This window comes from Solicola agrisoli (genome assembly GCF_049059935.1).
Classification (GTDB): Bacteria; Actinomycetota; Actinomycetes; order Propionibacteriales; family Nocardioidaceae; genus JAURVT01.
In genome coordinates, this window is record NZ_JBMGQR010000004.1 from 54,449 (window position 1) to 66,700 (window position 12,252).

General features: G+C 73.9%; 12 protein-coding genes. 9 read left to right on the top strand and 3 right to left on the bottom strand.

Features of this window, described 5'->3' with window-relative positions; genetic code table 11:
* Positions 1-3 precede the first annotated feature (3 nt).
* Genes ACI6PP_RS02830 through ACI6PP_RS02840 form a run of 3 tightly spaced genes read left to right on the top strand, consistent with a single transcriptional unit; the run spans position 4 to position 3,262 of the window.
* The gene (locus ACI6PP_RS02830) at positions 4-816 is read left to right on the top strand and encodes a purine-nucleoside phosphorylase (protein WP_421108899.1); all 813 of its coding nucleotides are present in this window, start codon (positions 4-6) and stop codon (positions 814-816) included.
* Entirely contained in the window at positions 816-1,625 is an 810-nt protein-coding gene (locus ACI6PP_RS02835) for an NAD-dependent epimerase/dehydratase family protein (protein ID WP_421108901.1), read from the top strand. The genes ACI6PP_RS02830 and ACI6PP_RS02835 overlap by 1 nt, the downstream gene beginning before the upstream one ends.
* Positions 1,625-3,262, top strand: coding sequence for a phospho-sugar mutase (locus ACI6PP_RS02840; protein ID WP_421108903.1), 1,638 nt, complete (start codon positions 1,625-1,627; stop codon positions 3,260-3,262). Before ACI6PP_RS02835 ends, ACI6PP_RS02840 begins: the two co-directional genes overlap by 1 nt.
* A gap of 109 nt (positions 3,263-3,371) precedes the next feature.
* Here the strand turns inward: ACI6PP_RS02840 and ACI6PP_RS02845 are convergent, their stop codons facing one another.
* Positions 3,372-4,025 (bottom strand): hypothetical protein, encoded by a 654-nt coding sequence (locus ACI6PP_RS02845; protein ID WP_421108905.1) that lies wholly within the window; start codon positions 4,023-4,025, stop codon positions 3,372-3,374.
* Positions 4,026-4,079: 54 nt separating this feature from the next.
* Between ACI6PP_RS02845 and deoC the strand changes: the two genes are divergently transcribed.
* The 3 genes from deoC to ACI6PP_RS02860 are packed head-to-tail and all read left to right on the top strand — an operon-like array spanning position 4,080 to position 7,304.
* Positions 4,080-5,000: a deoxyribose-phosphate aldolase gene (gene deoC, locus ACI6PP_RS02850; RefSeq protein ID WP_421108907.1), complete on the top strand. Its 921-nt coding sequence runs from the start codon at positions 4,080-4,082 to the stop codon at positions 4,998-5,000.
* Positions 5,001-5,010: 10 nt separating this feature from the next.
* Positions 5,011-6,453, top strand: a complete 1,443-nt coding sequence (locus ACI6PP_RS02855) for an aldehyde dehydrogenase family protein (protein ID WP_421108909.1) — start codon at positions 5,011-5,013, stop codon at positions 6,451-6,453.
* Positions 6,450-7,304: an aldehyde dehydrogenase family protein gene (locus ACI6PP_RS02860; RefSeq protein WP_421108911.1), complete on the top strand. Its 855-nt coding sequence runs from the start codon at positions 6,450-6,452 to the stop codon at positions 7,302-7,304. Before ACI6PP_RS02855 ends, ACI6PP_RS02860 begins: the two co-directional genes overlap by 4 nt.
* Here the strand turns inward: ACI6PP_RS02860 and ACI6PP_RS02865 are convergent.
* Positions 7,301-9,082 carry a serine/threonine-protein kinase gene (locus ACI6PP_RS02865; protein WP_421108912.1) on the bottom strand — a complete coding sequence of 594 codons (1,782 nt, stop codon included), beginning with the start codon at positions 9,080-9,082 and terminating at the stop codon, positions 7,301-7,303. The genes ACI6PP_RS02860 and ACI6PP_RS02865 overlap by 4 nt on opposite strands.
* A 24-nt stretch (positions 9,083-9,106) precedes the next feature.
* On the opposite strand from ACI6PP_RS02865, the gene ACI6PP_RS02870 reads away from it, so the two are divergent.
* Genes ACI6PP_RS02870 through ACI6PP_RS02880 form a run of 3 tightly spaced genes read left to right on the top strand, consistent with a single transcriptional unit; the run spans position 9,107 to position 10,757 of the window.
* Entirely contained in the window at positions 9,107-9,658 is a 552-nt protein-coding gene (locus tag ACI6PP_RS02870) for an RNA polymerase sigma factor (RefSeq protein WP_421108914.1), read from the top strand.
* A 5-nt stretch (positions 9,659-9,663) separates the two neighbouring features.
* Positions 9,664-10,254, top strand: coding sequence for an ATP-binding protein (locus tag ACI6PP_RS02875; protein ID WP_421108916.1), 591 nt, complete (start codon positions 9,664-9,666; stop codon positions 10,252-10,254).
* Positions 10,255-10,283: 29 nt separating this feature from the next.
* Entirely contained in the window at positions 10,284-10,757 is a 474-nt protein-coding gene (locus tag ACI6PP_RS02880; RefSeq protein ID WP_421108918.1) for a VOC family protein, read from the top strand.
* On the opposite strand, the gene ACI6PP_RS02885 is transcribed toward ACI6PP_RS02880, so the two are convergent.
* Complete coding sequence (locus ACI6PP_RS02885) at positions 10,758-11,831, bottom strand: adenosine deaminase (protein WP_421108920.1); 1,074 nt, start codon at positions 11,829-11,831, stop codon at positions 10,758-10,760.
* Between the last annotated feature and the right edge of the window lie 421 nt (positions 11,832-12,252).

The window sequence follows — 12,252 nt, forward strand, 5'->3', positions numbered from 1 at the left end:
GGGGTGAGCGACGACACCCTGACCACCGACCCGCACGCCCTCGCCCAGGAGGCCGCCGCGCGGCTCCGCGAGCTCACCGGGGGCGGTGACCACGACGTCGCCCTGGTGATGGGCTCGGGCTGGCTGCCCGCCGCCGACGTGCTCGGCGAGGCCGAGCACGAGGTGGCCCTGGCCGACCTCCCCGGCTTCAGCGCCCCGGCCGTCGCCGGCCACGGGGGCACCGTGCGCTCGGTGCGCATCGGCGGCCTGCGAGTGCTGGTGTTCCTCGGACGCACCCACCTGTACGAGGGACGCGGCGTCGGCCCCGTCGTCCACGGCGTGCGCACCGCCGCTGCGGCGGGCTGCCGCGCGATCGTCCTCACCAACGGCTGCGGCGGGCTCGACCCGTCCTGGTCGCCCGGCACGCCGGTGTTGATCTCCGACCACGTCAACCTCACCGCGACCTCGCCGCTCGTCGGGGCGACGTTCATCGACCTCACCGACCTGTACTCCCAGCGGCTGCGCGACCTGTGCCGCACCGTCGACCCCGGCCTGGCCGAGGGCGTCTACGTGCAGTTCCGCGGGCCGCACTACGAGACGCCCGCCGAGATCGCGATGGTGCGCGCCATCGGCGGCGACCTGGTGGGCATGTCCACCACGCTCGAGGCCATCGCCGCCCGCGAGGCCGGCCTGGAGGTGCTCGGCATCTCGCTGGTCACCAACCTCGCCGCGGGCATCAGCGGCGAGCCGCTCGACCACGCCGAGGTGCTCGAGGCCGGACGCGCGTCCGCCTCGCGCATGGGCGCCCTGCTCGCCGACGTCCTCCCCCGCCTCTGATGCGCGTCCTCGTCACCGGCGCGGCCGGGTCCATCGGCCGCACCCTCGCGCAGGGCCTGCCCGCGCTGGGCCACGAGCTGCGCGCGCTCGACGTCGTCGACGCCCCCGAGCTCGCACCGGCGTTCTCGCTCGGCTGGACGGTGGGCGACTGCCTCGACGCGGCCGTGGTGGACGCCGCCGTCGCGGGCGTCGACGCCGTGGTTCACCTCGCGGGCAACCCCGACGAGGGGTCACTGACCGCCAGCCTGGAGTCGCACGTCCACACCACCGGCCACCTGCTCGACGCGATGGTGCGCCACGGCGTCGGCCGGTTCGTCTACGCGGGCAGCAACCACGCCGTCGGGCGCACGCCGCGCACCGACCTGGTGCCCGCCGACGCCGAGCCGCGCCCCGACACGTTCTACGGCGTCAGCAAGGTGGCCGCCGAGGCCGTCATGCGGCTCTACGTCGACCGGCACGGCCTCGACGCCGTGTCGTGCCGGATCGGCAGCTTCCTGCCGCAGCCCGAGACGCGACGCAACCTCGCCACCTGGCTGTCGCCGCACGACTGCGTGCGGATGGTGCACGCCTCGCTCACCGCGCCGTCGCCCGGCTTCGTCCAGGTGTGGGGCATCTCGGCCAACACCGACCGGTGGTGGGACCTCTCGGCCGGCCGGGCCATCGGCTACGACCCGCAGGACGACGCCGCCGGCTGGGCGGGCGACCTGCCCGCCCGTGCCGCCGACGACGCGGAGGCGGCCTACGTCGGCGGCCCGTTCGCGACGTCCGAGCACGAGCGCCCGGCGTTCGACCCCGTCCAGGAGGCGTGATGACCGACCTCGTCCAGCAGGCCCGCGACTGGGTGGCGCAGGACCCCGACCCGCTGACCCGCGGCGAGCTCACCCGCCTCGTCGAGGACGGGTCGGACGAGGCGCGCGCCGAGCTGGCCGAGCGGTTCGACGGCACCCTGACGTTCGGCACCGCCGGCCTGCGCGGCCCCCTGCGCGCCGGGCCGCAGGGCATGAACCGCGTCGTCGTGGCGCGCGCGGCCGCCGGCCTGGCCGCGTACCTGCTGGAGCAGGAGAGCGACCCGTCGGTGGTCATCGGGCACGACGCGCGGCACAACTCCGAGCGGTTCGCTCGCGACACCGCCGAGATCATGGCGGCGCTCGGCGTCCGGGCCCACCTGCTGCCCCGCGCACTGCCCACGCCCGTGCTCGCGTTCGCGATCGGGCACCTGGGCACGTCGGCGGGCGTCATGGTCACCGCGTCCCACAACCCGCCCCAGGACAACGGCTACAAGGTCTACCTCGGCGACGGCATCCAGATCGTCCCGCCCGCCGACGCCGCCATCGCGGCACAGATCGACGCCGTCGGGCGCGTGGACGCCCTCCTGCGCAGCGACGACTACGCGCACCTGGACGACTCGGTCGAGCGGGCGTACGTCGCCGCGGTGGCCGCGGTGCCCGACGACGGCCCGCGCGACCTCGTCGTCGCCTACACCCCGATGCACGGGGTGGGCGCCGACGTCGTCGACGCGGTGGTCGCCGCGTCGGGCTTCTCGCCGCTGCACGTGGTGGCCGAGCAGCGCGAGCCCGACCCCGACTTCCCGACCGTCGCGTTCCCCAACCCCGAGGAGCCGGGCGCGATGGACCTGGCGCTCGCGCTCGCCGAGCAGGTCGGTGCCGACGTCGTCGTCGCCAACGACCCCGACGCCGACCGCTGCGCCGTCGGTGTGCCGACCGGCCAGGGCTGGCGGATGCTCACCGGCGACGAGACCGGCGTGCTGCTCGCCGACCTGCTGCTGCGCCGAGGCGTCGAGGGCACGTACGCCTGCTCGATCGTGTCGTCGTCGCTGCTCGGGCGCCTGGCCGCCGCCCACGGCCAGCGCCACGCCCAGACCCTCACCGGCTTCAAGTGGATCGCGCGCGCCGACGGCCTCGCGTTCGGCTACGAGGAGGCGCTCGGCTACGCGGTCGCACCCACGATCGCCCGCGACAAGGACGGCATCTCCGCGATGGCCCGCGTCCTGCAGCTCGCCGCCGAGCTCAAGGCCGAGGGCCGCTCCCTCGCCGACCGCCTGGACGACCTCGCCCGCGAGCACGGCCTGCACGCCACCAGCCAGCTGTCGGTGCGCGTCGACGACCTGTCGCTCATCGCCGACGCGATGGCCCGGCTGCGCGCCGACCCTCCGCGCGCGCTCGGAGGCCTCGACGTCGTCGGCGTCGACGACCTCGCCCGCGGCGGTGACGGCCTGCCGCCCACCGACGGCCTGCGCATCCGCCTCGCCGAGCACGCTCGCGTCGTCGTCCGCCCGTCGGGCACCGAGCCCAAGCTCAAGGCCTACCTCGAGGTGGTGCTCGACGTCACCGACGACGCCCCCGACGCCGTCGACGCCCTGCGCATCGCCGCCGCCGGCCGTCTCGACGCGATCCGGGGTGACCTGGCGCTGCTCGTGGGTGGGTGAAGGGCGGGCCTGCTCTGCTCGACGCGAGAATCTGCGTATGGCCGTGTGGGGAGGCCATACGCCGATTCTTCGGTCCGCTTCCTCGCCGCCCCGACCCCGGGCCGGCACCTCACCCCAGCAGCGCGACGACCACCACGGCGACGAGCAGGGCGACGGGGGCCACGACGAGGGGCCAGTGGACGGTGCGGACGACGGCGTCGTGGGGGCCGGCCTCGTGCAGGGGCTCGGGGGTCGAGCGGTGGGTCGATGCGTAGGTCTGGACCTTGAGGACGACGTAGTCGGCGTAGTCGGTGCCCACCACCTCCGAGCCCTCGAGGGTGGGACGGGTGGCGAACTCGCGCGAGGACGACGACCCGAACGCGCCGCCCGGGCCGGCGGCCCCCGGCTGGTTGCCGCGGAGGATCTTGCGGGCGCTCTTGCCGATCGCGATGGCGTGGTGGGTCTTGTCGCCGGCGCTGACCTGCAGGGTCTGGCGGACGTCGACGTCGGTGACGGCGCGCCACGGGATGCGGACCGACGTCCAGGCGTTGCGGATGAGCAGGTGGTCGCGGCGGGCGTGCACGGTGGGCCGCACCAGCGCGGCGTAGGTGAGGACGGCCAGCAGGGCGACCACCGCGAGCACGAGCACGGTGGCGCGGTCGAGGCCCGCCGAGACGACCGCAGCGGCGATCAGGGCCAGCACGACCAGGCCGACGACGCCGACCCAGCGGCCCGCCGTCGGCGTGAACCGCTCGAGCACCTCGGGAGGCTGGTGGTCCGCCATGTCCCCATCCTCCTACACTCCCCAGGTGACCACGACGGCGAGACGGGTGCTGCGATGAGCGAGCTGCGACGAGTGCTGGAGGGCCTGCCCGGCGTCGACCAGGTCGGCCTGGAGGGACGGGCGGCCGCGTTGTCGACCCGGTCGATCAAGGCGGCGTCCAAGGCGTACGCCATCGACCTGGCGATCCGCATGGTCGACCTGACGACGCTCGAGGGCGCCGACACGCCCGGCAAGGTCCGCTCGCTGGCCGCCAAGGCCGTGCGCCCCGACCCGTCGGACCCGTCGTGCCCGTCCACGGCGGCGGTCTGCGTCTACCCCGACATGGTCAAGATCGCCAAGGACGCGCTCGGCGACGCACCCGTCAACGTCGCGAGTGTGGCGACGGCGTTCCCGTCCGGCCGCTCCAGCCTCGAGATCAAGCTCGCCGACACGCGCGACGCCGTCGCGGCCGGTGCCGACGAGATCGACATGGTCATCGACCGGGGCGCGTTCCTGGCCGGCGACCTCGACCGCGTCCACGACGAGATCGTCGCGGTCAAGGAGGCGTGCGGGCGTCCCGACGGCAGCCACGCCCACCTCAAGGTGATCCTCGAGACCGGCGAGCTGGCGACGTACGACAACGTCCGCCGCGCGTCCTGGCTCGCGATGCTGGCCGGCGGCGACTTCATCAAGACCTCCACCGGCAAGGTCCAGCCCGCCGCGACGCTGCCCGTCACGCTGCTGATGCTGCAGGCCGTCCGCGACTTCCGCGAGACCCACGGCCGCCAGGTCGGCGTCAAGCCCGCCGGCGGCATCCGCACCAGCAAGGACGCGATCAAGTACCTGGTGGTCGTCAACGAGGTGGCCGGGCCCGACTGGCTCGACCCCGACTGGTTCCGCTTCGGCGCCTCCAGCCTGCTCAACGACCTGCTGATGCAGCGCCAGAAGCTGACCACCGGGCACTACTCCGGCCCCGACCACGTCACGATCGACTGAAGGCTGCGCCATGAGTGTTTTCGAGTACGCACCCGCCCCGGAGTCCCGCGGCGTCGTCGACCTGCGGTCGTCGTACGGCCTGTTCGTCGACGGTGAGTTCACCGACGGCGACGGCCCGATGTTCAAGACGATCAGCCCGGCCACCGAGGAGGTGCTCGCCGAGGTCACCGAGGCGAGCGCCGCCGACGTCGACCGCGCCGTCGCCGCCGCCCGCCGGGCGCACTCGCGCGTCTGGTCGCGGATGCCCGGCTCCGAGCGCGCCAAGTACCTGTACCGGATCGCCCGGATCATCGCCGAGCGCTCCCGCGAGCTCGCCGTGCTCGAGACCCTCGACAACGGCAAGCCGATCCGCGAGTCGCGCGACGTCGACGTCCCGCTCGTCTCGCAGTGGTTCTTCTACTACGCGGGCTGGGCCGACAAGCTCGACCACGCCGGCCTCGGCCCCGACCCGCGCTCGCTCGGCGTCGCGGCCCAGGTCATCCCGTGGAACTTCCCGCTGATGATGCTGGCCTGGAAGGTCGCCCCGGCGCTCGCCGCGGGCAACACCGTCGTGCTCAAGCCGGCCGAGACCACTCCCCTGACGGCGCTGTTGTTCGCCGAGATCTGCCAGCAGGCCGACCTGCCTCCGGGCGTCGTCAACATCGTCACCGGCGCCGGCGCCACCGGTCAGGCGCTCGTCGAGCACGACGGCGTCGACAAGGTCGCCTTCACCGGCTCCACGCCCGTCGGTCGCCAGATCGCCCGCGCCGTGGCCGGCACCGACAAGCGCCTCACGCTCGAGCTCGGCGGCAAGGCCGCCAACATCGTCTTCGACGACGCACCGCTCGACCAGGCGGTCGAGGGCATCGTGTCGGGCATCTTCTTCAACCAGGGCCACGTCTGCTGCGCCGGGTCCCGGCTGCTCGTCCAGGAGAACGTCTACGACGAGGTGATCGGCAAGCTCAAGGCCCGGATGGCCACGCTGCGCGTCGGCGACCCGCTCGACAAGAACACCGACGTCGGCGCGATCAACTCCGCCGAGCAGCTGGCCCGCATCACCGAGCTGGCCGCGACGGGCGACGCCGAGGGCGCCGAGCGCTGGTCCCCGCCGTGCGAGCTGCCGTCCGACGGGTTCTGGTACGCGCCGACGATCTTCACCGGCGTCTCCCAGGCCCACCGGATCGCCCGCGAGGAGATCTTCGGCCCGGTGCTGTCGGTGCTGACGTTCCGCACGCCCGACGAGGCCGTCGCCAAGGCCAACAACACGCCGTACGGCCTCTCGGCCGGCGTCTGGACCGACAAGGGCTCGCGGATCCTCGCGATGGCCAACCGCCTGCGCGCGGGCGTCGTCTGGGCCAACACGTTCAACAAGTTCGACCCCGCGTCGCCGTTCGGCGGCTACTCCGAGTCCGGCTACGGCCGCGAGGGCGGAAAGCACGGGCTGGCCGCGTACCTGCAGGGAGGCACCCGATGAGCCGGGTCGACGTCCGCAAGACCTACAAGCTCTACGTCGGGGGCGCGTTCCCTCGCAGCGAGTCCGGACGCACCTACGAAGCGCTCGACGCCAAGGGCGCGTTCCTGGCCAACGCGTCGAAGGCCTCGCGCAAGGACGGCCGCGACGCCGTCGTCGCCGCCCGCAAGGCGTTCGGCGGCTGGTCGACGCGCACGCCCTACAACCGCGGGCAGATCCTCTACCGCGTCGCCGAGATGCTCGAGGGACGCCGCGAGCAGCTCGCGTCCGAGGTCGCCGCCACCGAGGGGCTGACGCGCGCGCAGGCCGGACGCGTCGTCGACGCCGCCGTCGACCGCTGGGTCTGGTACGCCGGCTGGGCCGACAAGCTCGCCCAGGTGGTCGGCAACGCCAACCCCGTCAGCGGGCCGTTCTTCAACCTCTCGACGCCCGAGCCGACCGGCGTCGTGGCGGTCGCCGCGCCGCAGGACTCCTCGCTGCTCGGCCTGGTCAGCGTCGTCGCGCCGGTGATCGTCACGGGCAACACCGCCGTCGTCGTCTCGTCGTACGAGCGGCCGCTGCCCGCGATCACGCTGTCGGAGGTGCTGGCCACGTCCGACCTCCCCGGTGGCGTGGTCAACGTGCTCACCGGCGACGTCGCCGAGGTCGGCCCGTGGCTGGCCACCCACCGCGACGTCGACGCCCTCGACCTCACGGGCGCCGGCGACGCCGCCACGGCCCTGGAGCAGGACGCCGCCGAGGGCCTCAAGCGGGTGCTCCGCCCGTCCGCCGAGGACTGGACGCTCACCCCCGGGCTCACCCGGATGACCACGTTCGTCGAGACCAAGACGGTCTGGCACCCGATCGGGGTCTAGGAGGGCCGGCCCTCGAAGCCGTCCCGGATGGCCTCGACCGTGCGGCGGTCGAGGTCGCCCTCGGGAGCGGTGTAGGTGACCTTCCAGCCGCTCTGGGTCCTCACCACGCGGTCGTAGGTCTCGCCCCCGACGTCGACCGGGCCGCGGGTGAAGCCCTCGCCCTCGGGCGCGGGCTCGAGGACGATCCGTCGACCGTCCTGCGCGCTCGCCGAGCACGGCGCGACGGTGCCGGCCTCGAAGCGCCAGCGGCGCGGGACCGGGGCGACGACGACCGCGGTGGGGTCGTCGAGCGCCGAGCAGGTCAGGCCCCGCAGCCGGGTGGAGTCCGCCCAGGCGTCGACGCCCTCGTCGATCTGCGCGGTGTCGAGGTCGGGGGCCGGCTCGTCGGTGGTCTTGGGGACCGACGGGCGGACGTCCAGCACCTGCTCGCGGGCGTCCCCCAGGGTCGTCCGGAACCGGTCGGAGGTGCCCTCGTCGGACCGGATGCCGACGTACCCGACGGTGGTGGTGGCGTTGCCGAGGAACCAGGTCCAGCCCTCGACCACCTCGTCGTCGGCGTCGCGCCACAGGTACTGCACCTGCCAGCCCGACTGCCAGTCGCCGCGCACGCTGGCGGGCAGGGTGCTGACACGCAGCTGCCGGTAGCCCGTCAGGCTCGACGAGCGCCGCGCCGCGAGCCGGGCGACCACCTCGGGCGGAAGGTCGACCCGGGCGACGTCGAGGCTGAGCCGGACGCCGTCGTTGCGGTGGTAGTCGGTGTGCGTGCGCGTCGTCGGGTCGCGGTCCCAGTCGCTGCCGATGTCCATGGCCGGCGAGCCCAGCAGCGGGTCGGACACGCTCTGCCCGTTGGGCGAGGGATCGCTCGACGGGCCGTCCTCCCCGACGAGCGCCGAGCCGCCCACGGCCGCGGCCAGCAGCAGGAAGACGGTCACCGCGGCGCCCACGAGGACCACCGGGGTGCGGCTGCGGCGCGCCACCGGCGCCTCGGCGAGGACGGTGCGCTCGTCGTCGGGCGTCACGCCGACCGCGCGGGTGAACGCGTCGACGAAGCTGCGCACGTCGGGCCAGCGGCGCTCGCGGTCGGGGTCGATCGCCCGGTCGAGCACGGCCCGGACCGCGTCGGTCACGGGGGCGCCGTCGCGCTCGTCGCGGATGGTGCGGCCGGTGAGCAGGGTGTGGGCCACCGCGCCGAGCGCGTGGACGTCGGCCCGCACGTCCACTCCCCCGACCGGGTCGGCCTGCTCGGGCGCCATGTACGCCGGCGTGCCGACGACCTGCGTGATGCCCGAGCCGTGGAGCAGCGCCTTGGCGACGCCGAGGTCGGCGACCATCAGCCGCCGCGACCCGTCCGGGCCGGAGGTGAGCAGCAGGTTCTGCGGCTTGACGTCGCGGTGCACCACCCCGAGCGCGTGCAGCCGCTCGAGGCCGGCACCGGCCTGGCGCACGAGGTCGGCCACCTCGACGGGGTCGCACGGCTCGCCCACCAGGTCGGCGACCGTGCCGCCGTCGGCGTACGTCATGACGAAGTACGGGGTGCCGTCGCTCTCGCCGACGTCGTGCACCCGCACGACGTGGTCGGAGTCGGCACGCCGCAGCAGCCGGGCCTCGGTGAGGAAGCGCTCGCGGACGTCGCCGCGGTCGGCCCAGTTGTCGGCGAGGGCCTTGACCGCCACGTCGGAGTCGAGCTCGGGGTCGCGGTAGAGCCAGACCGTGGCGAACCCCCCGGCTCCCAGGCGCCGGACGCGCGTCAGGCGACCGAGCCGAGACGCGAGAGCCATAGCGGACATTATGCTGCAGGCACCATGGGAGACGACGCGGACGACCTCGACGACCTGGCCGCGCGCGCTCGCGACGGCGACACCGCAGCCCTCGAGCTGCTGCTCGCCGGGCTGCAGCCCCGCGTGATGCGGGTGTGCCAGCGCATGCTGCCCTACCGCGAGGACGCCGAGGAGGCCTGCCAGGACGTGCTGATGACGGTGGCCCGCAAGATCGGCTCGTTCGAGGGGCGCAGCAGCATCACCACCTGGACGCACACCGTCGCCGCCAACGCGTCGCGCCAGACCTACCGGACCCTGAAGCGGCGCTTCGCCGAGCGTCCCACCGACGAGCTGCCCGCCGCGGTCGACCCGCGCACGACCAGCGTCATCGCCGGCAGCCGGGTCGACCTCCTCGAGGCGCTGGAGACGCTCGAGGTGGAGCAGCCCGAGCTCGTCGAGGCGCTCGTGCTCCGCGACGTCGGCGAGCTCGACTACGCCGAGATCGCGCGTCAGGTCGACATCCCGGTGGGCACGGTGAAGTCGCGCGTGCACCGCGCGCGCCAGGCCATCCGTCCGTTCCTGGTCACCGGACCCTGACGCCCGTGGCTCAGGTGATCGTCCTGGCCGGGCCGTCGGGGTCCGGCAAGTCCCGGCTGGCCCAGCGGCTCGAGCTGCCCGTGCTGCGGCTCGACGACTTCTACCGCGACGGCGACGACCCCGACCTCCCCCGCTCCACCCTCGGCATCGTCGACTGGGACGACGCGGGGTCGTGGGACGTCGACGCCGCGTGCGACGCGATCGAGGAGCTCGGCCGCACCGGACGCGTCGAGGCGCCCGTCTACGACATCGCCGCCAACGCCGCCGTCGCGACGCAGGTGGTCGAGCTCGGCGGGCACGACCGGTTCGTCGCCGAGGGGCTGTTCGCGCCGCTGGTGGTGGCCGAGTGCCGGGCGCGCGGCGTCCTGGCCGACGCCGTGTGCGTGCGCCACCACCGCGTCGTCACGTTCGCCCTGCGCTTCGCGCGCGACCTGTCGGAGCACCGCAAGCCCCCGTGGGTGCTGCTGCGGCGCGGGTGGCGCCTGATGCGCGACGAGCCGCACGTCGTCGCCGACGCCGTCGCGCACGGCTGCCGTCCGATGTCGCCGCGCCGGGCCGAGGCCCTGCTCGGACGGTCGTCGGCGCCCACCCGATGAGTCCGCCGTCCGGCGCCGGTCTACCCCGCATGGACACTTTGAGGACCTGCCTGTGGTTCGACACCCAGGCCGAGGAGGCTGCGGCCTTCTACTGCACCGTCTTCGACGGGAAGACCACCGGCACCACGCACTACACCGAGGGATCGATGCGCGAGGCCGGCATGGTCATGACGGTGGACTTCGAGGTCGCCGGGATGCGCTTCACCGCGCTCAACGGCGGCGACCAGTTCACCTTCGACGAGTCGATCTCGTTCCAGGTGCCGTGCCGCGGCCAGGAGGAGCTCGACCACTACTGGTTCGCGCTCGCCGAGGGCGGCTCGCACGGCCAGTGCGGCTGGCTCACCGACAAGTTCGGCGTGTCGTGGCAGGTCTACGACCCCGAGGCGATGGCCCGCATGCTGGGCGGCGACGATCCCGCCGGCGCGCAGCGCGCCATGCAGGCGATGCTCCAGATGACGCGCATCGACGTCGCCGAGCTGGAGCGGGCGTACGCCGGGGAGTGATCAGGCGAGCGCGTCGTAGCCCGGCTTGACGACGTCCTCGATCAGGGCGAGGCGGGCGTCGTAGTGCAGGAACGCGCTCTTCATCGCGTTGATGGTGAACCAGCGCAGGTCGTCGAGGTCGTACCCGAACGCGTCGACGAGCAGCCCCATCTCGCGGCTCATCGAGGTGCCGCTCATCAGCCGGTTGTCGGTGTTGACGGTGACGCGGAAGCGCAGGTCCTTGAGCACGCCGATGGGGTGCTCGGCGATCGACGCGACCGCGCCCGTCTGCACGTTGGACGACGGGCACAGCTCGAGCGGCACGCGGCGGTCGCGCACGTAGTTGGCGAGCCGTCCGAGCACGGGGTGCTCGGGGTCGGCGAGGTCGACGTCGTCGATGATCCGCACGCCGTGGCCGAGGCGGTCGGCGCCGCACCACTGCAGCGCCTGCCAGATCGACGGCAGGCCGAACGCCTCGCCCGCGTGGATCGTGAAGTGCGCGTTGGCGCGGTGCACGTACTCGAACGCGTCGAGGTGACGGGTGGGAGGGAAGCCGGCCTCCGCGCCGGCGATGTCGAACCCGACCACGCCGGCGTCGCGCCGCTCGACGGCCAGCTCGGCGATCTCGAGCGACCGCGCCGCGTGACGCATGGCCGTGAGCAGCTGACGCGCGACGATCGGACGTCCGGCCGCCTCGGCGTTGCGCATGCCCGTCTCGACGCCCTCGGTGACCGCGTCGATGGCGCCGTCCAGCGACAGCCCCTTCTCCAGGTGCTGCTCGGGCGCCCAGCGCATCTCGGCGTACACGACCCCGTCGGCCGCGAGGTCCTCCACGGCCTCCTGCGCGACGCGCGCCAGGTGCTCGTGGGTCTGCATGACGGCGACGGTGTGGCCGAACGTCTCGAGGTAGCGCTCCAGCGAGCCCGAGTTGGCGGCCGTCGCGAACCACTGCCCCAGCGCCTCGGCGTCGTCCGCCGGAAGCTCGTGGCCCGCCTCGCGGGCCAGCTCCAGGATCGTCGACGGACGCAGCCCGCCGTCGAGGTGGTCGTGGAGCAGCACCTTCGGCGCTGCCTCGATCTGCGCCGTCGTCACCATGGGCGCCACCCTACCGACGGGCTCCGTCGACGGGTCACGGGTGCGGCGCCGCCGGGGTGCTCACCGGCAGGCACCGAGCGACGGGTGGGCGCGGGCGGGTCGCCGCGGCCGGGTGGACGTCTCGGTGGGTGGACGACCGGGTCTCAGCAGCCCCAGCCGTCACACCGACCATGGCAGAAAGGTGCGGACCACGGTGAATTCACCATGGTCCGCGACTGTTTGCCATGGTCGGCAGCCCGGCCGTCTCACCCGCCGAGACCCGAGCCCGGCCGCCGACAGCGACCACCCACCACTCCGCCCGTAGGTGCGCCCTTCGTCCTGGCCGCGACCCGTCGGGTGAGGACCGGTGCGTGCGGCGCCGCCGGGGTGCTCACCGACAGGCACCGAGCGACGGGTGGGCGCGGGCGGGTCGCTGCGGCCG